Annotated in this window: 20 protein-coding genes; 2 read left to right on the top strand and 18 right to left on the bottom strand. The window is 64.9% G+C overall.

The annotated features are described in order from the left end of the window. Nucleotides 1–39: 39 nt before the first annotated feature. The 12 genes from paaE to BDOA9_RS15675 form a co-directional block, all read right to left on the bottom strand. Nucleotides 40–1,122, bottom strand: coding sequence for a 1,2-phenylacetyl-CoA epoxidase subunit PaaE (gene paaE / locus BDOA9_RS15730; protein ID WP_025034904.1), 1,083 nt, complete (start codon nucleotides 1,120–1,122; stop codon nucleotides 40–42). Nucleotides 1,123–1,259: 137 nt separating this feature from the next. After that, a complete protein-coding gene (gene paaD / locus BDOA9_RS15725) occupies nucleotides 1,260–1,763 on the bottom strand; it encodes a 1,2-phenylacetyl-CoA epoxidase subunit PaaD (RefSeq protein ID WP_025034903.1) in 504 nt (167 codons plus the stop codon). After that, nucleotides 1,757–2,533 (bottom strand): 1,2-phenylacetyl-CoA epoxidase subunit PaaC, encoded by a 777-nt coding sequence (gene paaC / locus BDOA9_RS15720; protein ID WP_025034902.1) that lies wholly within the window; start codon nucleotides 2,531–2,533, stop codon nucleotides 1,757–1,759. Before paaC ends, paaD begins: the two co-directional genes overlap by 7 nt. Then, complete coding sequence (paaB, locus tag BDOA9_RS15715; RefSeq protein WP_025034901.1) at nucleotides 2,533–2,820, bottom strand: 1,2-phenylacetyl-CoA epoxidase subunit PaaB; 288 nt, start codon at nucleotides 2,818–2,820, stop codon at nucleotides 2,533–2,535. The genes paaC and paaB overlap by 1 nt, the downstream gene beginning before the upstream one ends. Before the next feature lie 9 nt (nucleotides 2,821–2,829). Beyond that, on the bottom strand, nucleotides 2,830–3,822 hold the full coding sequence (gene paaA / locus BDOA9_RS15710) for a 1,2-phenylacetyl-CoA epoxidase subunit PaaA (protein ID WP_025034900.1): 993 nt from the start codon (nucleotides 3,820–3,822) through the stop codon (nucleotides 2,830–2,832). Between the two features lie 75 nt (nucleotides 3,823–3,897). Then, entirely contained in the window at nucleotides 3,898–4,764 is an 867-nt protein-coding gene (paaX, locus tag BDOA9_RS15705; RefSeq protein WP_025034899.1) for a phenylacetic acid degradation operon negative regulatory protein PaaX, read from the bottom strand. A 93-nt stretch (nucleotides 4,765–4,857) separates the two neighbouring features. Next, a complete protein-coding gene (locus tag BDOA9_RS15700; RefSeq protein WP_025034898.1) occupies nucleotides 4,858–5,628 on the bottom strand; it encodes an esterase/lipase family protein in 771 nt (256 codons plus the stop codon). A 187-nt stretch (nucleotides 5,629–5,815) separates the two neighbouring features. Beyond that, nucleotides 5,816–7,102 (bottom strand): DUF445 domain-containing protein, encoded by a 1,287-nt coding sequence (locus BDOA9_RS15695; protein ID WP_025034897.1) that lies wholly within the window; start codon nucleotides 7,100–7,102, stop codon nucleotides 5,816–5,818. 184 nt (nucleotides 7,103–7,286) lie between these two features. Further along, a complete protein-coding gene (locus BDOA9_RS15690; RefSeq protein ID WP_025034896.1) occupies nucleotides 7,287–7,742 on the bottom strand; it encodes a phasin in 456 nt (151 codons plus the stop codon). A 221-nt stretch (nucleotides 7,743–7,963) separates the two neighbouring features. Then, on the bottom strand, nucleotides 7,964–8,557 hold the full coding sequence (locus tag BDOA9_RS15685) for a GNAT family N-acetyltransferase (RefSeq protein WP_025034895.1): 594 nt from the start codon (nucleotides 8,555–8,557) through the stop codon (nucleotides 7,964–7,966). Continuing rightward, nucleotides 8,554–9,636: a PHA/PHB synthase family protein gene (locus BDOA9_RS15680; protein WP_025034894.1), complete on the bottom strand. Its 1,083-nt coding sequence runs from the start codon at nucleotides 9,634–9,636 to the stop codon at nucleotides 8,554–8,556. Before BDOA9_RS15680 ends, BDOA9_RS15685 begins: the two co-directional genes overlap by 4 nt. Further along, complete coding sequence (locus BDOA9_RS15675; RefSeq protein WP_025034893.1) at nucleotides 9,633–10,013, bottom strand: hypothetical protein; 381 nt, start codon at nucleotides 10,011–10,013, stop codon at nucleotides 9,633–9,635. Before BDOA9_RS15675 ends, BDOA9_RS15680 begins: the two co-directional genes overlap by 4 nt. Nucleotides 10,014–10,172: 159 nt before the next feature. Here BDOA9_RS15675 and BDOA9_RS15670 point away from each other — a divergent pair, with 159 nt between their 5' ends. Next, nucleotides 10,173–11,087: an alpha/beta fold hydrolase gene (locus tag BDOA9_RS15670; protein WP_025034892.1), complete on the top strand. Its 915-nt coding sequence runs from the start codon at nucleotides 10,173–10,175 to the stop codon at nucleotides 11,085–11,087. A gap of 122 nt (nucleotides 11,088–11,209) precedes the next feature. Next, the gene (locus BDOA9_RS15665) at nucleotides 11,210–11,671 is read left to right on the top strand and encodes a nuclear transport factor 2 family protein (RefSeq protein WP_025034891.1); all 462 of its coding nucleotides are present in this window, start codon (nucleotides 11,210–11,212) and stop codon (nucleotides 11,669–11,671) included. Nucleotides 11,672–11,685: 14 nt separating this feature from the next. On the opposite strand, the gene BDOA9_RS15660 is transcribed toward BDOA9_RS15665, so the two are convergent. The 6 genes from BDOA9_RS15660 to BDOA9_RS15635 form a co-directional block, all read right to left on the bottom strand. Next, complete coding sequence (locus BDOA9_RS15660; protein WP_025034890.1) at nucleotides 11,686–12,360, bottom strand: hypothetical protein; 675 nt, start codon at nucleotides 12,358–12,360, stop codon at nucleotides 11,686–11,688. Between the two features lie 30 nt (nucleotides 12,361–12,390). After that, nucleotides 12,391–15,627 carry a bifunctional cytochrome P450/NADPH--P450 reductase gene (locus tag BDOA9_RS15655; RefSeq protein WP_025034889.1) on the bottom strand — a complete coding sequence of 1,079 codons (3,237 nt, stop codon included), beginning with the start codon at nucleotides 15,625–15,627 and terminating at the stop codon, nucleotides 12,391–12,393. A 159-nt stretch (nucleotides 15,628–15,786) separates the two neighbouring features. After that, the gene (locus BDOA9_RS15650; RefSeq protein WP_025034888.1) at nucleotides 15,787–16,782 is read right to left on the bottom strand and encodes an alpha/beta fold hydrolase; all 996 of its coding nucleotides are present in this window, start codon (nucleotides 16,780–16,782) and stop codon (nucleotides 15,787–15,789) included. Nucleotides 16,783–16,792: 10 nt separating this feature from the next. Beyond that, entirely contained in the window at nucleotides 16,793–18,343 is a 1,551-nt protein-coding gene (locus BDOA9_RS15645) for a WS/DGAT/MGAT family O-acyltransferase (RefSeq protein WP_025034887.1), read from the bottom strand. Between the two features lie 45 nt (nucleotides 18,344–18,388). Continuing rightward, entirely contained in the window at nucleotides 18,389–19,189 is an 801-nt protein-coding gene (locus tag BDOA9_RS15640; protein WP_025034886.1) for an esterase/lipase family protein, read from the bottom strand. Then, complete coding sequence (locus tag BDOA9_RS15635; protein ID WP_025034885.1) at nucleotides 19,189–19,446, bottom strand: DUF6489 family protein; 258 nt, start codon at nucleotides 19,444–19,446, stop codon at nucleotides 19,189–19,191. Before BDOA9_RS15635 ends, BDOA9_RS15640 begins: the two co-directional genes overlap by 1 nt. Nucleotides 19,447–19,574 lie beyond the last annotated feature (128 nt).

The following is a 19,574-nucleotide window of genomic DNA, read 5'->3' as shown; positions in this document are numbered from 1 at the left end:
ATGCGACGCATTTGCATTGCGGAGCCGCAGAACGCCTGATCAGACATGATCATAATCGACCACGACCCGCTCCGTGGACGGCTTGGCCTGGCAGGTGAGAACAAAACCGGCCTCGAGCTCCCACGGTTCCAGCGAATAGTTGATGTCCATCGGCGCCTCGCCCTCCACCAGCTTGGCGCGGCAGGTCGAGCACATGCCGCCCTTGCAGGCAAAGGGCAGATCGACGCCGGCGCGCAGCGCGGCATCGAGAATCGCCTCGTCCTCGGCGACCGGCACGTCGCGGCGCTTGCCGTCGATGATCAGTGACGCCATCGCCTTCGGCGGCGCGTCGGGCGCGACCACCCTCTTCGGCCGCGGCTTGCCGCCGAATTCGGAGACGAAGCGCTCGACATGGATGCGGTCCTGCTCGATGCCGAGCTCGCGGCAGGTGGTCTCGATGTCCTCGCTCATGCCCAGAGGACCGCAAATATAGGCATGATCGACGCTTCCCGCCGGCACCAGCGAGCGGAGCAGCACCCTCACCTTCTCGCCGTCGAGCCGGCCATGCAGGATCGGGATGTCCTGCTCCTCGCCGGAGAGCAAATAAAAAATCGAGAGGCGATCGATGAAGCGGTCCTTCAGCTCCTCGAGCGCTTCGAGGAACATGATGCTGTCGGTGGTGCGGTTGCCGTAGAAGAGGAAGAAGCGACTTCCCGGCTCGCGCACGAGCACACCCTTCACGATCGACAGGATCGGCGTGATGCCGGAGCCGGCAGCAAAACCGACGTGAACGCGCGCCCGATCTGCCGGCGGGACCACGCCGAAGCGGCCGGTCGGCGTCATCACGTCGAGCTCGTCGCCGCATTTGAGATCTTCGGCTGCCCAGCTCGAAAAAGCGCCGCCGTCGACTTTCTTCACGGCGATCCGGATCTCGCCATCGTCGGGACCGGAACAGATCGAATAGGAACGGCGCACCTCCTCGCCGTCGAGCGTGGTGCGCAGCGTCAGGTACTGGCCGGGCGCGAAAGCGTAGTCGCCGGCGAGTTCATTGGGGATGGCGAAGGTCATCGAGACGGCGTCGGACGCCTCGCGGCGGAGATCGTTGACGGCGAGACGGTGGAAGCGCGGTGCGGCTGCTGACATCAGAAATGACCTCGCGGGGTCTTTCCGCCATCATTGCGAGGAGCCCTTGCGACGAAGCAATCCAGAATCTTTCCGCGGAGACAATCTGGATTGCTTCGCTGCGCTCGCAATGACGATGGGGTTGGCATTTGTGCGCCTCAATGACACTTGAAATAGTCGAAGGGTTCGCGGCAGGCCTTGCAGCGCCAGAGCGCCTTGCAGGAGGTCGAGCCGAATTCGGACAGCAGCTCGGTCCTGTCCGAGCCGCATTGCGGGCATGCGACCACCTGATCGCCGAATAACGCGCGGCGCGAGTTTGAAGCTTGCGGCGGCGCAATGCCGTAGGCGCGCAGCTTCTGGCGCCCCTCCTCGCTCATCCAGTCCGTGGTCCAGGCCGGCGACAGCACGGTTCGGACCTTCGGCTGATGGAAACCGGCGCGCTCCAGCGCAACCTCGATTTCGAGCGCGATCATGTTCATGGCCGGGCAGCCCGAATAGGTCGGGGTGATCGCGACCTCGACATGATCGCCCTCGACGACGACGTCGCGGAGAACGCCGAGATCGGCGATGGTCAGCACCGGGATTTCCGGATCGACCACGCTGGCCGCAACGTTCCAGGCGCGCTGACGCTGCTCGCTATCGCGCTCCAGCACCGTCACCATGTCAGCCCCGGAAAGGTGCGCTGCATCGATTGCAGCTCCGACAGGAGGTGGCCGAGATGCTCGCTGTGGCGGCCGGAACGGCCGCCTTGCTGCATCCAATCGCTCTGCGGCAGCACGAGCGTCGCCTCGCTGACGACATCGGAGAGCGTCGCCAGCCAGCGGCCGCGCAAGCTCGCGGGATCAACAGCGATACCGGCCTGGATCAGGGCACGTTCGCTCTCGTCGACGGCAAACATCTCGCCGGTGAAGGCCCAGAGATGGTCGATCGCTCCCTGCGCACGCGCGTGGCTCTCCTCGGTGCCGTCGCCGAGCCGGATGATCCATTCCGAGGCATGGCGCAGATGGTAGGCGCTCTCCTTCTCCGATTTCGCCGCAATCGCCGCCAGCGTCGCATCGCGGGACATCATCATCGCGCGCCAGTAGAGATCGGCGAAGGCGGAATAGAAGAACTGCCGCACCAGGGTCTGGGCAAAATCGCCATTGGGCTGCTCGACCAGCAGCAGATTGCGGTACTGACGCACGTCGCGCAAGTAAGCGAGCTTGTCCTCGTCGTTATCCCTGCCTTCGGCCTTGGCGGCAAAGCTGTAGAGCTCGCGCGCCTGGCCGATGAGGTCGAGCGCGATGTTGGAGAGCGCCATGTCCTCTTCCAGCATCGGCGCATGCCCGCACCATTCCGACAGCCGGTGACCGAGGATCAGCGCATCGTCGGCGCGGCGCAGCGCGTAGAGCACCAACGGCGTTTCCAAGACCTGGATGTTGGCGACCGCCATCACATATGCCCCACTTCTTCGGGCACTTCGTAAAACGTTGGATGCCGGTAGATCTTCGATTCCGCCGGCTCGAACATCATGCCCTTCTCGGCGGGATCGCTCGCGGTGATCGCGGTGGACGGCACCACCCAGATCGACAGGCCTTCGCCGCGCCGGGTGTAGATGTCGCGCGCGGCATGCAGTGCCATGGTGGCGTCGCTCGCATGCAGCGATCCCACATGCTTGTGCGCGAGCCCGTTGCGGCTGCGAATGAAGACTTCCCACATCGGCGTGTTCGGCGTGGCCATATCGATCTCCTATTCGGCCGCCTGAGCGGTCTGACGCTGGGCGCGCTTGGCGGCATAGCTGGCTGCCGCCTCGCGCACCCAGGCGCCCTCCTCGTGCGCCTTGCGGCGCGCGGCCATGCGGTCGCGGTTGCAGGGGCCGTTGCCTGCGAGCACCTGCTTGAACTCGGTCCAGTCGATCTCGCTGTAGCGCCAGTGCCCCTCGGCGTCCTGCACCATGCCGGGGTCGGGAATGGTGAGGCCGAGATATTGCGCCTGCGGCACGGTGGCGTCGACGAACTTCTGGCGCAGCTCGTCATTGGAGAAGCGCTTGATCTTCCACTTGGTCGAGGTGTCGCTGTGCTGGCTCGCGGCATCCGGCGGGCCGAACATCATCAGCACCGGCCACCACCAGCGGTTCAGCGCATCCTGCGCCATCGCCTTCTGCTCCTCCGAGCCGCGGCACAGCGTCACCATGATCTCGTAGCCCTGGCGCTGGTGGAAGGACTCCTCCTTGCAGACGCGGATCATCGCGCGGGCATAGGGCCCGTAGGAGCAGCGGCACAACGGAATCTGGTTCATGATCGCGGCGCCGTCGACCAGCCAGCCGATCGTGCCAATGTCCGCCCAGGTCAGCGTCGGATAGTTGAAGATCGAGGAGTACTTTGCTTTCCCCGCGAGCATGGCGTCGACCAGTTCCTCGCGGGAGGAGCCGAGCGTCTCGGCCGCGGCGTAGAGATAGAGGCCGTGGCCGCATTCATCCTGCACCTTGGCGAGCAACGCGGCCTTGCGGCGCAAGGTCGGCGCGCGCGTGATCCAGTTGCCCTCGGGCAGCATGCCGACGATTTCGGAATGGGCGTGCTGGGATATCTGCCGGGTCAGCGTCTTGCGATAGGCCGCCGGCATCCAGTCGTTCGGCTCGATGCGCTCCTCGGCATCGATGCGGGCCTGGAATTTCGCAGCCTTGCCTGCGTCCTCCAGATCGCGATCAGCGCTCTCGGCCGTGTTCAGCGCCTGGGTGTACATGCGCATCCTCCCGTTTATTGGGAGGGAATATATAACAGGATTTAGCTCATGCAAGATATTTCTGTAACATAATGGTCAGGCGCCGAACCTCCGCTCCAGCAGCTTTCGCGCGGGGGGCAACGGCCCTTTTTCGTTGGTTCCGTGACCGTCGAGCCATTGTTCGGACTGAGCAAGCAGCGCGCGATAGATCTCGCCGCAGAGTTCGCGGGCCGCCCTGCCCGGCCAGTCCGGCGGCAGCAGGCTCTCGGGCAGCAGCGGGTCGCGCAGCACGACGCGGCGGTAATGGTGGATCAAGAGGATTCGCGCGGTGAAGGCGTCGGCCTGGGACAAATCGGTGCCGCGCGCGATCGCGGCGCGAAGCGGCTCGAACGTCTTCATGAATTTCAGATAGGCGTCCGCGGTCCGGTCGAGCGGCCAGCTCGCGCTGAGCAGACGGCGGCCGCTGTCGTCTTCCGCCGAGACTTCGAGGCGGATCGCGCCCGCCGCCTCGTCCGGCACCGGCACGCCCGATGGCGCGACCCAGACGCCCGGCAGCGGGCTGCCGAAGCCGGCATTGCGCAGCGCTTCGCGCGAGACGTCGCGATCCTCGCCATTGCCGATCAGCAGCAGCTCGAAGCGCCCGGTCCAGTCGGACGGCGGCGGGTCGTAGATGTGGCGCGTCGCGGCCTCGAAGGTCTGGCGGCCCTTATCGGCCAGGCGATAGAAACTGTTGCGGCCGACCTTCTCGCGCGTCAGCCAACCGTCGGCAGCGAGCCGCGACATCGCGGTGCGCACCACGCCGCTGTCGATATCCAGGCTTTCGAAGAATTCCAGCAGCGTACCGAGCCACACCGAACCACCGCGCGGCACGATGGCATCGCCGAACACGGTGATGACGATGGAGCCGGTACGCGAGGGCTCGCGCTTGAGCTGGTCGATGATGCGGAGAAGCGGATGCGCCATGCACGAGCCATAGCGCGTTTGATGCGGGCGCCACAATGGACGGGAGCCGCGCCTCTTCTCCTCTTCGCAAGCAGGGCGAGGTGAAGAGAAGCGCTACCTGTGTGGGTCCGGATAGGCCAGGCTGCGCCAGCCGCTGCGATCGAACGGGCGCCACTGGCCTTCCTTCTGCGCGAGGCGATCGGCCACGGCATAGACGGCGGCGGGATGATGACCCATGCCGCAATGGCTGCTTTCGACCTCGATGCTCTCGGTCTGTGCGCCCGACTTCTCCATGCAGCCTTGCCAGGCACAGACGCCGTCGGTGCGGCTGAAAATGGCAGTGGTCGGCACCGGCGGCGGCACGGCGAGCTCGCCGCCAAAGCGCGGATCGACCTCGTCGGCCTTGCGCCCGCTCGCCCATTCGTAGACACGCCAGGCATTGGTCGAGCGCGGATCGCCGGCGAAGGGGCTGCCGAGCGTGATCACCTGGCGCACGCGCTCCGGCATCATCTTGGCGAGCTGCCGCGCATAGATGCCACCAAGGCTCCAACCGACCAGGCTGATCTTGCGGCCGTGGGTATCGTTGAGGTCCTGGATCAAATTGAGCATCGCATCCTGCACGCCGGGACGCAGGCCATAGTTGCGGCCCAGGCGCCAGCCCGCCACCGCATAGCCTTTGCTACCCAGAAACGTTCGTAGCGCGCCTGTGGAGGTGTCGGATGCCACGAGGCCGGGCAGCACCAGCACCGGATGCCCATCGCCGCGCGGAGCAAGGCTGAGCAGCGGCAGCGCGCCGAGGAATGCGCCGAACTCGTGGATCGCTCGCCCCTCCAGGAACATCAGGGTGCGGGACGGCGGGCGCAGCGTCTGGGCAGTTGCGGTCATCAATGTTTCCCTGAAAAAACGCCGGCTGGGATGCCGACAAATGGACATGAATTCCAACACGCCGGCTTCTTGATCGTTCCGCAGCGCAACATGAATCAGCTAGGCGGCCGGTTCCCGATATTCAAGCGGGAGAGACGCGAGGCGACAATAGGCCCGTGCGTTAATGCTAACGGCCGTGACGCAAAAGTCACAACAATCGGAGCAGGAATTCTACGGTGTAGAGCGTGAGCCCGGCGAGCCCGCCGATCAACGAGCCGTTGAAGCGGATGTATTGCAGGTCGCGGCCGATGTTGATCTCGATCAGCGAAATCAGCTGCGTCATATTCCACGCCTTGACCTGATCGGAGATGAAGGTGGAGACGCCGCTCTTCTGGTCCGCGACGAAGCTGCGCAGCACGGTCACGAGGCCCTTGTTGATCTCGCCGCGCAGCTCGGCATCGCTGGCGAGCGCCTCGCCGGCCGAGACGAACATCCCGGCGAGATGATGCTGCAGCACCTGCGTCTCGCCGCTCGCGCTGCGCTCGATGAAGGAGCGCGTGTTGGCCCAGACGGTGCGGGCCAGATCGGCAAGCTCCGGCCGCGCCAGCAGATCGCGTTTCAGGCCGTCGATGCGGTCGATATAGGCCTGATCGGTGCCGAGCCGGTCGACGAAGCTCAGCACCATGCGGTCGAACTCGCCGCGAAACGGATGCTTGGGATCGCTGCGCACCTCGTTGAAGAAGGCGGTGGCGGAGGCCACGATCTTGTTCACCAGAAACTTGTCGGCGCGATAGAGCTTGAGAAGGGTCGGCAATTCCGCGCGCACCTTCTCGCGGATCATCGCCATCGTCTCCGTCTGGTTCAAGGTCTCGTGCATCACGCGCAGGAGATCGTCGAACAGGATCTGGTGCCGTCCCTCCGCAACAAAACCGCGCAGCGTGCCGGCCGCGAGCGGCGCGAGGTCGATCGCCTGGAGCTGCGAGGACATGCGGCGGACGATGAAGGTCATCAGGCCGGAGCTTTCGGTTGCGGACACCGCCTCCGGCAACAGACGCAGCGCGAAGCGCGCAAGGTCGTCGCTGCGCTTGCGGTCGCGCAGCCAGTCGGCGACGAAGGAGCCGAAATCGATCTCCTTCAGCTTGGCCTCGACGGGAGCCGCCTCGAGCAAATGAACCTGGATGAATTCGCCGAGCTTGTCGGCGATGCGGGCCTGGTTGCTCTGGATGATCGCGGTGTGCGGGATCGGCAAGCCGAGCGGCCGCTTGAATAGCGCGACCACCGCATACCAATCGGCGAGCCCGCCAATGGTCGCAGCTTCCGCGAAGGCGGCGATGAAGCCGAACACGGGATGCACGGGCAACAGCCACTTCGCGATGACGAACAGTGCCAGCGTCGAGGCCAGCACCAGCGTCGCCAGCGCCTTCACGCGGCGGAGCTCGGCCGCGCGTGCGGCATCGCCGGGAGTGTCGAAGGAGAAGGTGACAGATGAGTCCATGACTGCATCACAGTACTCGTCATTGCGAGCGAAGCGAAGCAATCCAAAGTCTTTCCACGGAGAGACTCTGGATTGCTTCGTCGCAAGGGCTCCTCGCAATGACGGCGGAGACATGAGGGCGGCAGCGCCAAACAAAAGGCCCGCCGAAGCGGGCCTGAAATTCAGTTTGTGCTCAGGCGCCAGATCAGGCGGTCTTGTTGTAGACCTTGGCGAAATTGTCCTGAGCGGACTTCGCACCGTTGGCGGCGAGCTTGCCGAGATAGTCGGCGGTCGCCTTGGCGCGCGAGACGAACACTTCGCCGCGGGCGCGGAGCAGGCTCGACTGGATCTCGACGGCTTCGCTGACCGACTTGGCGGACGCGAGCTTGTCGATGCCCGAGAAGAACGCCTCGGCGTCCTCATAGATCGCCTGCTGGATGTTGCGGCTGATCTTGCCGGCCTCGGTGACGGACTCGGTCACCGCGTTCTCGACGGCGGCGGTCACGCGCTCGGAGCCAGCGAACACCTCGGCAGCACGGTCCTTGGCGGTGTTGGCAGTCTTCTTGACGAATTCGCGGGCGGCCTCGGGAACTTCCAGGTTCTGGATGTTCTTGAAAGCGTCCTTGAAGCCCTCGAAAGCGGTATTGGTTTCAGTGGTCATGGGGTTCTCTCCATCCTCAAATGTCTGAGCTATGGGCTCACCCCGTCCGCATTGGCCCGGGGCACGGCTTATATGGCACGGTTAATTGTGCGCCGCAATATTCGTATTGCACTGCGATATCACGAAATCGTGAACAGCCCTCGGGAGAGGCATCGTGATGCCTCCATAGCCATTGGGCGCAATGAATTGGCCCGATCCGGCCACAATGTCGGACGCGCCTGCTAATGCTGGACGGCGCCGGGCAGCCCATAGGCCTCCATCTGGGCCTGGACCTGCGCAACGTTATGGCCGAGCACGACGATGTCGTGGGTCTTGCCGTCGATGTCCCGGACATGGTCCCGCAACAGGGCCTCGGCCTTGAAGCCCAGGCTCTCGAACAGGGCGATCGCCGCCTGCTGATCCACCGTCATCTGGACCGAGAGCTTTTCCAGGCCCGCCCCGAGCGCCAGCGCAAAGGTCTCCTGCGACAGCGCCTTGCCGACGCCCTTGCCGCGGACTTCCGGCGACACCACCATGCGGATCTCACCGACATGGGGCGACCAGGAATGGGGATCGCGCACCAGCGTGCCGCAGCCGACGACCCTGCCCTCTCTCACCGCGAGAAGGCTCTGAATCGCGCCGCGCTCGATCTCCTTGACCCAAGCCGACAGCACCTTCGGCTCGCTGATGTTGCGCGGCAGGAACAACAAATCGTGGGTCGGCAGGGCCTTGCCGAAGGCCAGCACCGCCGCCTCGTCGGCAGGCGACATCAGCCGGATCTCGACAGCGCCGGCGTCGGTCTCGACGTGGCGCGGATAGGAACGCTGCTCGCTCATATCGATCTCTTTCCCAGCCAGGAATCCAGTTTCGGCCACAGCCGCTTCACCGCGTTGGCGCCCGCGACCAGCGAGACGTGACCGCCCTTCAGCATCACCTCTTCCTTGTCCGCCGAGCCGATCTTGGCGATCAGGTGTTTTGCGGCATCATAGGGCACGATGTGATCGTGCTCGGCGACCGCATGCAGGATCGGCACCTTGATGTTCTCGAGCCTCGCCGAACGGCCGCCGACCGACATGGTGTCGTTGAACAGCTTGTTGTCCCACATCAGGTCCTTGGTGATGGCGCGGAAATATTCGCCGGCGAGCGGCAGCGTGTCGGTCGCCCAGCGGTCGAACATGCGGTACGACTTCACGAACTCGTCGTTCCAGATGTTTTCCCAGAGCTGGATCTGACTCACCGTGCGTGAGGCCGGACGCAGCATCTCGAACGAGGACAGGATCATCTCCGGCGGCACGTTGCCGACGCTGTCGACGAGGTGGTCGACGTCGAAATAGCGGCGGTCGGAGAAATTCGAGAACAGCTTCATCTCGCGGAAATCGATCGGCGTGGTGAAGCAGATCAGGTTCTTCATCGGCCCGTCCTGGTGGATCGCGCCGTAGAGCAGCGACAGCACGCCGCCGAAGCAATAGCCGATGACGGAGACGTCCTGCTCGCCGGAATCGGCCTGCACGCGGCGGACGCAATCCGGGATGAAGTCGAGGACGTAGTCCTCCATGCGCAGGCTCTTCTCCTCCGGCCGCGGCGCGCTCCAGTCCAGCATGTAGACGTCGTAGCCGCGCCTCAGCAGGAACTCGATGAAGCTCTGGCCGGGCACGAGATCGAGGATGTAGCCGCGGTTGGTGGTCGCCATCACGATCAGCACCGGCACGCGGTAAATCTCGTCCGACATCGGCCGGTAGTGATAGAGATTCATGGTGCCGCGCGAATGCAGCACGTCCTTTGGCGTAGAGCCGAGCGAGGGGCCTGAGGTCGAGAAATATTCGACGCCCTTGATGCTGCGCTGAATCGCGCGCTGCACCTCGGACTGGATGCGCTCCGGGATCGAGGCAAGATCAAGTCCCGCCGGCGCGTTCATTTTTGCTCTCCGCCTTCTGACGGCGGACGTTTGGTACGCGGCGGCCGCGGCGCGGCGCCGGGTTGCGGCGCGCCCGAATTGGCCGACATCTGGCTCAGCATCGACTTGATCTCGCCGAGCTGGCCCTCGATCGACTGGAGCCGCTCCGCGATGCCGGTCATCTGCTCCCGGCTCGGCAGGTTCATCGAGAGCAGATATCTCTCCATGAGATCGCCGAATTGCTTCTGAGCACCTGCAGCAACGCCGCCGGCGCGGTTCATGGCCTGCGAGAATTCGGGCGTCTCCATCGCCTTGGTCGCGAAGGAGTTGAAACCCTTCTCCATTTCGCCGACCATCTTCTGCCACAAGGCGACCGGATCGGTGATCTTGTCGGTCATCAGCATCCTCCCAATGCGGAGGGCTTCGCACCCTTCTTCTCCCGCCATACCACACCGTTGCGCGGTGCCGGTCAACCGGGAAGCGGCCGCAGCGTCGGACACGCCGCTTCTTCGCGGAACGAAACCGTGCGATACAGCATCGGTCAACAGGAGGGACCCGTGACCGCCCATCAGCCGCCCCAGACCGTCCGCGCCAACGGCATCGACATCTGCTACGAGATCTTCGGCAACGACAATGCCGAGCCGCTGCTGCTGATCATGGGCCTCGGCGCGCAGATGATCCATTGGGACGATGCGTTCTGCGAGCAGCTCTCCGCCCGCGGCTTCCGCGTGATCCGGTTCGACAACCGCGACATCGGCAAGTCGAGCCATCTCACCGGCGGCAAGCGGCTGACGCCGTTCGAGCTGTTGAAGCTGCGCTTCTTGCGGATTCCCGTGGCCGCCACCTACAAGCTGATCGACATGGCCAAGGACACGGTCGGCCTGATGGATGCGCTCGGCATCAAGTCGGCACATCTCGTCGGCGCGTCCATGGGCGGCATGATCGCGCAGGAGGTGACGCTGTCGTTTCCGCACCGCGTGCGCTCGTTGACCACGATCATGTCGACGACGGGCAATCCGCGCGTGCCGCCGCCGACCCGTGAGGCCGCCGCGGTGCTGATGGCGCCGCCGCCGCGCAGCAAGGAGGAGTTCATCGTCCGCTACGGCCAGACCTGGAAGGTGCTGCGCGCCGGGCATTTCCCGGAAGAGGAAGCGCTCGACCCTGGCCGCGCCGAACGCGTGTTCGCGCGCGGGCTCAATCCGGCCGGCGTCGGCCGCCAGCTCCGCGCCGTGCTTGCCTCCGGCAGCCGCAAGGAGCGGCTGCACGCCGTGAAGGTTCCGACGCTCGTGATCCACGGCACCGTCGATCCGCTGGTCCGCCCCGAAGGCGGCAAGGACACGGCCGCGTCGATCCCGAACGCGAAGCTGCTGATGATCGAAGGCATGGGCCACGCGCTGCCGATGCGCTTCTGGCCGCAGATCATCGATGCCATCGACAAGCACGCGCATGGCGCGGCGGCGCAGGCGGCCTAGGCCGGCCGGTCTCCTCCCGGTGACCATGTGAGCTGCCGGTGCCTGTCTTAACGGGAGTTCCGATGAAGGCTATAGAAGCCGTCTCAGACGCCAAACAGAGGCTGCAGCCTCTCGGAGCTCACATGCATTTCATCATCCGATCCGCGGCAATGGCCGCTTCCATTCTGATGTTGTCTCTCGCCGGCGGCGCCGCGATGGCCGCCAGCGCACAGGAAGAAGCCAACCGCCAAACCGTGCTGGCCTTCTATGAGAAGGGCCTCAACCAGAAGGACGCCGACGCCGCCCTCGCCTATGTCGGCAACCGTTACGTCCAGCACAATCCAACCGCTCCCGATGGGCCGGAGGGCTTCCGGAAGTTCATCGGCTTCCTGCGCGAGAAGTTTCCGAACTCACGCAGCGAGATCAAGCGCAGCTTCGCGGAGGGCGACTTCGTCATCCTGCACGTTCATGCCGTCCGCGAGCCCGGCACCAGGGGCCGCGCGATCGTGGACATCTTCAAGCTGGAGAATGGCAAGATCGTCGAGCATTGGGACGTCGTTCAGGATATTCCCGAAAACCCGGCGAACGGCAACACGATGTTCTAACCTCGGGACGTTGCCTAGCCCTCCTTCGCGATCCAGATCACGTGGCGGGCGCCGCCGCCTCTCCCGGTGGCGCGGACGTTGACCTCGTTGACGTCGAAGCCGGCGCGCTTGAGGCGCCCTGTGAACGGCGGATTGGGTCCCGACGACCAGACGGCCAGCACGCCTCCCGGCCGCAGCGCCGTCTTCGCCGACGAGAGCCCGCTCGCATCGTAGAGCGCATCATTGCCCTTCCGGGTCAGCCCCTCGGGCCCGTTGTCGACGTCGAGCAGGATGGCGTCGAAGGCCGAACGCTTCGCGCGGATGACTTCGCCAACGTCGATCTCGCGAATGCTCACCCTGACATCATCGAGGCTATCGCCGAAGACCTCGGCCATCGGGCCTCGCGCCCAGGCGACGACCGACGGGACCAACTCGGAGACCACGATCTTCGCTTGGGGTCCGAGCACGGCCAGCGCCGCGCGTAGCGTAAAACCCATGCCGAGGCCGCCGATGAGAACGACGGGCTTCGCGACCTTCTCGATCTGCTTCGCGGCGAGCGTGGCGAGCGCGGCCTCGGACCCCGACAGGCGGCTGTTCATCAGCTCGTTGGTGCCGAGCTTGATGGAAAACTCCTTGCCCCGCCGCATCAGGCGGAGCTCCTCGTCGGATCCGGGGATCTTGGCGGTGTCGATCTTTTCCCAGGGAATCATGGGAGTGCTTTAGCACGAACTGACGAGCAATTACCCGCCCGCCCAGACGTCCAGCACATACCGGTTGTTCGCGCCCATCTCCTCGATCCAGCGCGCACTTGCCGCAGCATCGCTGCCGCTCTTCTCGCGGTGGATCGCGACCAGCGCCGCCTTCACATCCGGCTCCATCTTCGCGCCATCGCCGCACACATAGATGATCGCGCCCCGCTCGATCAGCGGCCAGACCCTGTCCTTCTGTGCCGCGAGCACGTGCTGCACATAGGTCTTCGGCCCGTCTGCGCGCGAGAATGCCGTGAACAGCTCGGTGATGCCGCTCGCCGCCAGCGCCTTCAACTCCTCCGCGTAAAGAAAGTCCTGGTCGGGATGGCGGCAGCCGAAGAACAGCATGGCCGGGCCGAGCGTGGTTCCTTTCGCCTTGCGCGCCGCGCGCTCCTGGAGGAAGCCGCGGAACGGTGCGAGCCCCGTACCGGGGCCGATCATGATGATCGGCACGGACGGATCATCCGGCAGGCGGAAGCCTGCCTTGGTCTCGCGCACGGTGGCATAGATCGTATCGCCCGCCCGCCGGTTGGCGAGATAGTTCGAGCAGATGCCCTTGTACGTACCGCGGCCGGAAGCGGCCGGTCCTTCGACCACGCCGACCGTGACGCTGCAACGTGCCGGGTCGACCGACGGCGAGGACGAGATCGAGTAATAGCGCGGCGCCAGCAGCGAGAGCATCTCGAGATAAACATGGAACGGCAATTCGCACGCCGGATATTCGAGCAGCAGGTCGAACACCGATTTGCGCTTGGCGAGGATCTCTGTTCGATAACGCTCGAGCGGTTCCGCCTCCTCGCCGACGAAGGCCAGCAGCTTCGGCTTGGTGACGGGGCAGCGGGTGTGCTCGGCCATGATCTGGATCTGCTTGCGCGTCGCGACCTGCTGCAGTTCGACGAACTCGCTGAGCAGGCGGCCGACCGACACGGCCGCGCCCACCGGCAATTGCGCGCGCCGGCCTTCGGCGACCTGGAGCCTGATCTGATCGGCAGGCAGGAAGCCGAAGCGGCGGGCAACTGAATCCACCAGCGTCGGATCGTTGCGCGGGACGACGCTCAAATGGTCGCCGACACGATAGCTGACGTTGGCCGGCAGCTGCACCTCGATGTGGCGGGTCGAGCGCTCGGACGGATTCGCGCCGGCCTTGTTCTGGAGCTCGTCGTTGACCAGCACCTTCATCGCCACCGCGCCGCCCTGGGCGACGATGGTGTTGACCGCGGTCACCGCGACCGGCTCGATCGCGTAGAGCGGATCGTCCTCGGCGGTGCGGGTAAAGTTCCAGTCGATGCCGAATTCCTTGGTCGCGACTTGCGCGGCGGCGGGGAACCATTTCTGGAACTGGCCGTCGAGATCGCTGCGCGCATCGCCCTCGCCGCGCGGATAGACCGCGCGCGCGCCATGATTCGACAATTGCTCGTCGATAAAGCGCGGCACCGATTGATAGGTCGCGGCCCAGTCGCTGTTGCCGCAACCGAACACGGCGTAGCGCACGCCGGCAAAAGCATCCTTCGGCAGATCCTCGCCGAGCCATTTGACGAATTGCGTCGCGTTGTCGGGCGGCGCGCCGTTATAGGAGGCGCAGATGATCAGCACGCCGCCCTCCCGCGGCAGCTTGCCGACGTAGTCGTCGAGCGGGCCGAGATGCACGGCGAAGCCGTTGATCTCGGCAAGATCGGCCATGCGCGTGGCGAGCTCCTCGGCGGTACCGAGATTGGAGCCGTAGAGCACCAGCATCGGCGTGTTGTGGCCGGGCCGCGTGGTGGGCTGACGCTGCGCCTTTGGCGCCGTCGATGCAGTTGCAACGGGCCCGCCATAGGCGCCACGCTCGCGATCGGCGCGCGGCCGCACCTTGATCTTGAAGCCTTCCGGCTTGATCGTCAGCGTCTCCTTGAGATGCATCTGATAGCGTTGGTGGTCGATCAGCTTGAAGCGCTGCAGGATCATGCCGAGCGCGAGCGCCGCCTCGTGCATGGCGAAGCCGCGCCCGATGCAGGCGCGCTGGCCGTTGCCGAACGGCTTCCAGGCATTGATCGGCCGCTTCGCCTCCGCCTCGCGGCTGAAATTCTCGGGATCGAACGCGTCGGGGTTGGGACCCCATACGGCGGGATCACGATGCAGCGCCGTCACCAGGATGGTGACGAACGTTCCCTTCCTGAGCTTGTACTTGCCGCCGCCGATGGTCTCGTCGTTCAGCGGCGAGATGCCGTAGGCCGGCGCCGGCGGCCACAGCCGCAGCGCCTCTTTCAGGATCTGCGTGATGTAGGTGAGCTGCGTCACCTGCTGATAGGTCGGCTTGGCGTTGACGTCTGGGCCGAACACGCGGTCGACCTCGTCGTAGGCCTTCTTGAGAATGTCCGGGTGCTTGAGCAGCGCGTAGAGCGTGTAGGACAACAGGCCGCTGGTGGTCTCGTGGCCGGCGATCAGGAAGGTGTTGATCTGGTAGCGGATATTGACGTCGTCGAGCTGCTCGCCGGTGGAGCGGTCGACGCCGGTCATCATCGCGGCGAGCATGTCCTTCTTGTCGTCGATGCCTTGCGCGCTCTTGCGCCGCTCGGCGATGATCTCGTCGACCATCTTGTTCATGAAGGCGACGTCTTCGGCCAGCGTCTTGCGGCGCTTCTGCATCCAGAGCTGCTCGAGCGGCAGGCCGCGGGTCATCATGATGGTTTCGAGCGAGCGCACCAGCGACTCGACGAAGGGATGGTAGTCGCGCCGGTAGAACGAATTGAAGCGGTACTCGAAGCCGCACAGGCCGATCGTATCCAGCGTTAGCGCGGTCATGTCGTGGACGACGTCGATCTCGTCGTCGGCGTTGAGCCGCTCCCATTTCTGGACGAGCTGCTCGGCGATGTCGACCATGCTCGGATGGTAGGATTGCATGGCGCGGTTGCCGAAGGGCTGCAGCAGGATGTTGTGCGCCTTGCTCCAGTTCGGCTCGCGGGTGTCGGCGGTGAACAGGCCGTCGCCGCCGACCGCACGCACGCGCCGCAGCGCGCCGCGCACCGTCTTGTCGAACCGCTTCTCGTCCGAGAGCTCGTCGACGAGATCGTGGCCGGAGACGACGACGATCGGCGAGCCCATCATGTCGAGCCAGAAGATCGGACCGAGCTCCTTGGCAAGCCGCGTCAGGTGCTGCACGGGAGCGGCCGCATCCAGCGACAGCATGTTGCCGACCACCGGCTTGGTCGGCGGCTGCGGGATCGGGTCCAGACGGTTCTTGGATGACATCGAAATGTAGTCCCCCTGCCTCAATGTCGTCATTGCGAGCGAAGCGAAGCAATCCAGAAGCATATCCGCGGAGGCAGTCTGGATCGCTTCGTCGCCAGCGCAAATTGCTTCGCAATTTGTCGCGGGCTCCTCGCAATGACGCGTCCGCAATGACGAGCGCTAGCCAAATCGCCTTCTCCGCCATTCGATCAGCTTGGCGCTGACCTCCTCCGGCTTCTCCTGCTGCGTCCAATGGCCGCTGTCCTTCACCAGATACTTCTCGAGGTCATCGATCAGCTTCTCCATGCCGTCGGCCGCCGAAGGCGGCAGCACCGCATCGTTCTCGGCCATGATCATCAGCGATGGCACGCGGATGTGGTGGTCCAGGCCCTTCGACCGTTCCCAGTTACGGGTGAAATTGCGGTACCAGTTGATGCCGCCGGTGAAGCCGGTCTTCGTGAAGGTGTCGACGAACACCCTCTTCTCGTCAGCCGAGAGGATCGGCGTGCGCGGATCGACCTTGGTGTCGTACGCCGCGATCATCTGCGGGAAAGCCAGATTGGTCTTCGGCGAGGCGCCGACGCCCGCGATCGGCGGCTCGTCCGGTTTCGCCGCAGGCTTTGCCAGCGGCTTGCGCATGAAGGCGTCGAAGGTTTGCTCAACCCGGCTGCCGAAGATCTTGTCCGGCTCGCGCGCGGGATCCTGGAATTGGACGATGTACATCTGGTCGCCGTAACGCTGGCGGAACAGCGCGATGGGGTCGATCGGCATGCGGTCCCAATGCGGCGTGTTGACGCCGACCACGCCGGCGACGCGCGTGGGATGCCGCAGCGGCATCTGCCAGACGACGAAGCCGCCCCAGTCGTGGCCGACGAAGATCGCCTTGTCGATTCCGAGATGATCGAGCAGACCGACGAGATCGCCGGTCAGATGCTCCATGTCGTAGTCCTCGACCGGCTCGGGCCGGTCGGTCGCGCCGTAGCCGCGCTGGTCGGGCGCAATCACGCGGATGCCGGCCTCGCTCAGCGCCTTGATCTGATGACGCCAGGAGAAGGCGAGCTCGGGCCAGCCGTGGCACAGCACGACCGGCGGCTTGTCGTCGGCTGGGCCCGCTTCGTAATAGCCCATGCGGATTCCGTTCGTCGTTGCGAACTTGAGCGGCGGCATTTCAATCATTGCAAATTCCTTACTCCGCAGCGCCCTTGATATCGGTGGCCGGCGGCGCGTAGGCCGCCTCCAGCGCGGCGAACTCCTCGGGCAGCATGTCGCACATCACCTGCACATGCGGGATGATGTTGGCGCCCACGATGAAGCCGAAATCCAGCTGGTCGCGATAGCTCTGCACGGTGATGTTGAGCGCCTGCCCGTGCGTCGAGATCGACACCGGGAAGATGTGCAAGAGCTCGGCACCGGCGGCATAGAGCGTCTGCCGCGGCCCGGGCACGTTGGACACGGTGATGTTGGCCGCAGGTGGCAGCACGTCGGAAAGGTTCGATCGGCTGTAGAGCAACGCCAGGATCTGCACCATGATCGGCGCGCCCAGCATCGAGATGTTGGAGACCTGCGGCATCAAGGCGCGCAAGGGGTGCGACATCTCCTTGGACTTGGTCGATTGCGCGATGATGGCCTCGAGGCGCGCCTTGGGGTCATCGATATTGGTGGCGATCGAGCAGATCATGCCGAACACCTGGTTGTTGGCCTCGGTGTTGCCCTCCTCGCGCAGCGAGATCGGCACGGCGGCGGTCAGGGATTTCGCCGGCAGCGCGCCATATTGCAGGAGATAGCGGCGGACCACGCCGGAGGCGAGCGCAAGCACGACGTCGTTGAGCTTGCCGCCGGCCTGCTTGGCCAGCGCCTTGGCCCGCGACAGCGGGATCGACACGCCGGCAAAGCTTCGCTCCGAGGAGATCGTCTTGTTGAGCATGGTCGGCGGCGACACCATGCTGGCAAGGCTCTCGCGCGACTTGGGATCGGCGACCTTGCCGAGCACGTCGGAGACGCTCTTGAGCACGGTCGGGATGTTGCCGGCAAAGCGCACCGCGCTCTCGATCTGGTACATCGCGTTGTCGAACAGGATCGAGCCGATGTCGCTCTTGCCGGTGCGCGGCAGCTGCAGGTTCTTCGCGGCCGCCGACGCATCGAGCGGCTGGCTGAACAGCTGCTGATAGGAATCGAGCAGGTTCGCGGCGATGTCGCGCGGCTCCTGCCCGGGCTTGCTGCCCGCGGTCGGCGGATCGACCTTTCGCGGAATCGGCGAGATGTCGTAGATCATGTTGGTCAGCGCCGCACCGGCGCCGCCGTCGATCGCGGCATGGTGCATCTTGGAATAGAGCCCGACCTCGTTGTCCTTCATGCCCTCGAACACGTAGAACTCCCAGAGCGGGCGGGCGCGGTTGAGCAGCTTGGCATGCATCCAGCCGACGATGCGCTCGAGCGTGGCGCGGTCGCGCGGCTGCGGCAGGCTGGCGCGGAAGATGTGGCGGTCGATGTCGAACTGGTCGTCCTCGACCCAGGAGGGATGGTCGATGTCGAGCGGCGCCTTCTCCAGCCGCGCCTTGAGAATCGGCGCGATGTGCAGGCGCGAGACGATCATCGCCTTGAAGTCTTCGAAGAAGTCGCCCTTGTAGTCGTCAGGCAGGCGGAAGATCGCCATGCTGCCGACATGCATCGGCATCTCCGGTGTTTCCAGATAGAGAAACGACGCGTCAAGCGACGACAGCTTCTTACCGTCAGCCATGGTTCCCTCCCGAATATTCGACGGGCGCCTTGGCGGCGCTTCTCGTCAGGCCGATACTGCCCGGTCCGGCGGGGCATATGCAATGGCAAACGGCCCGGCCCGGTCAAATGGCCGGAAGTCTCCCTCCGGTTGCGCCAGGCGGTCCGCCACGGCCCACAGCACCGCCGGGTTCACGCCGAGCCCGATATGGCTCGCCAGGTGCACCTCGATGTTCTCGGAGCGGTCAGAGGGGCGCAGCAGGCAGGTCCGCCAGTTCACGATGCCGTCGGCGCGCGAATAGATCGACGTCGCCGGCACCGGCAGATCGCCGGCAATCGCCTCGCGCGCTTCCGCAAAATCCTCGACCCGCTCGCCGGACAGCGTCTCGTAGAGCCGCGTCGCGTTGGTCGCCCGCACGTCGTTGGCAAAAGGGCTGCCGAGCGTGACGACGTAGCGGACCTTGTCCGGCGCCCAAACCGCGAGATCGCGGGCATAGACGCCCCCTAAGCTCCACCCGACCAGGCTGACCTTGCGCCCCGTTGCGGCATGGATTTCTGCCAAGCGCATGCGCAGCGAATCCCGCATGCGCCCGAGCCCGCCGAGATTGCGGCCCATCCGCCAGGCATGCGCCTCATAGCCGAGCTCGCTGAGATAGCGCCGCATCGGCACCATCGAGAGGTCGCTGGCGAGAAAGCCCGGCAGCGCCAGCACCGGATGGCCGTCGCCCCGCGGCGCCCGCATCAGGAGCGGCGACAGCAACAGGCTCGCATTCAACTCGAAGAGCCCACGGGCCTCGGCAAGCAGCAGGCCGAGGCCCGGCGGACGAAGCCGGCCTGACGCTTGCGGCCCGTCCGGCCCGCGCGCCATTATTTCTTCTTGTCGCCGCTGCGCGTTCCGCCGAGGCCGGCCATGGTGACGAACATGTCCTGAAACCGCTCGGCGAGCTTCGGATCGAAAGTGAACCAGCTTTGGATCAGCGATTCCGGCGAGACCTTGTCGATATTGCTCAGGACCTGCTGCTGTAGCTTGTCCATGACGGCAATCTGCATCGGCGAGACATCCGGCAATCCGAAGAACTGACGGGCCTCGAGGGGAGTGCAGTCGATTTCGATGTTAACCTTCATGTCCCCTCCGGATGAGATTCGAGCAAGCTGTCGGAGTATCACCGCGAGAAGGTCCGCAACGCAAGCGACCCGAGGGGAAGCCGTCAGGACCGGCTTCCTCAATCGACGGGTATGGTCAATCAACTTGT

Origin of the sequence: Bradyrhizobium sp. DOA9, assembly GCF_000617845.2 — a bacterium.
Lineage (GTDB): Bacteria > Pseudomonadota > Alphaproteobacteria > Rhizobiales > Xanthobacteraceae > Bradyrhizobium.
The sequence above is the reverse complement of the archived record's forward strand: the minus strand, read 5'-3'. Positions and strand labels throughout refer to the sequence as shown.

What these genes read in the sequence shown, in the direction of transcription:
- BDOA9_RS15675 (WP_025034893.1), bottom strand. Translation starts at nt 10,013, where the DNA reads ATGACCGACAAGATCACCGATCCGGTCGCCTTGTGGCAGAAGATGGTC.
- BDOA9_RS15700 (WP_025034898.1), bottom strand. Translation starts at nt 5,628, where the DNA reads ATGACCGCAACTGCCCAGACGCTGCGCCCGCCGTCCCGCACCCTGATG.
- paaE (WP_025034904.1), bottom strand. Translation starts at nt 1,122, where the DNA reads ATGTCAGCAGCCGCACCGCGCTTCCACCGTCTCGCCGTCAACGATCTC.
- BDOA9_RS15650 (WP_025034888.1), bottom strand. Translation starts at nt 16,782, where the DNA reads ATGATTGAAATGCCGCCGCTCAAGTTCGCAACGACGAACGGAATCCGC.
- BDOA9_RS15645 (WP_025034887.1), bottom strand. Translation starts at nt 18,343, where the DNA reads ATGGCTGACGGTAAGAAGCTGTCGTCGCTTGACGCGTCGTTTCTCTAT.
- BDOA9_RS15640 (WP_025034886.1), bottom strand. Translation starts at nt 19,189, where the DNA reads ATGGCGCGCGGGCCGGACGGGCCGCAAGCGTCAGGCCGGCTTCGTCCG.
- BDOA9_RS15690 (WP_025034896.1), bottom strand. Translation starts at nt 7,742, where the DNA reads ATGACCACTGAAACCAATACCGCTTTCGAGGGCTTCAAGGACGCTTTC.
- paaA (WP_025034900.1), bottom strand. Translation starts at nt 3,822, where the DNA reads ATGTACACCCAGGCGCTGAACACGGCCGAGAGCGCTGATCGCGATCTG.
- BDOA9_RS15695 (WP_025034897.1), bottom strand. Translation starts at nt 7,102, where the DNA reads ATGGACTCATCTGTCACCTTCTCCTTCGACACTCCCGGCGATGCCGCA.
- BDOA9_RS15655 (WP_025034889.1), bottom strand. Translation starts at nt 15,627, where the DNA reads ATGTCATCCAAGAACCGTCTGGACCCGATCCCGCAGCCGCCGACCAAG.
- BDOA9_RS15680 (WP_025034894.1), bottom strand. Translation starts at nt 9,636, where the DNA reads ATGAACGCGCCGGCGGGACTTGATCTTGCCTCGATCCCGGAGCGCATC.
- paaB (WP_025034901.1), bottom strand. Translation starts at nt 2,820, where the DNA reads ATGGCCACGCCGAACACGCCGATGTGGGAAGTCTTCATTCGCAGCCGC.
- BDOA9_RS15665 (WP_025034891.1), top strand. Translation starts at nt 11,210, where the DNA reads ATGCATTTCATCATCCGATCCGCGGCAATGGCCGCTTCCATTCTGATG.
- BDOA9_RS15635 (WP_025034885.1), bottom strand. Translation starts at nt 19,446, where the DNA reads ATGAAGGTTAACATCGAAATCGACTGCACTCCCCTCGAGGCCCGTCAG.
- paaD (WP_025034903.1), bottom strand. Translation starts at nt 1,763, where the DNA reads ATGGTGACGGTGCTGGAGCGCGATAGCGAGCAGCGTCAGCGCGCCTGG.
- paaC (WP_025034902.1), bottom strand. Translation starts at nt 2,533, where the DNA reads ATGGCGGTCGCCAACATCCAGGTCTTGGAAACGCCGTTGGTGCTCTAC.
- paaX (WP_025034899.1), bottom strand. Translation starts at nt 4,764, where the DNA reads ATGGCGCATCCGCTTCTCCGCATCATCGACCAGCTCAAGCGCGAGCCC.
- BDOA9_RS15660 (WP_025034890.1), bottom strand. Translation starts at nt 12,360, where the DNA reads ATGATTCCCTGGGAAAAGATCGACACCGCCAAGATCCCCGGATCCGAC.
- BDOA9_RS15685 (WP_025034895.1), bottom strand. Translation starts at nt 8,557, where the DNA reads ATGAGCGAGCAGCGTTCCTATCCGCGCCACGTCGAGACCGACGCCGGC.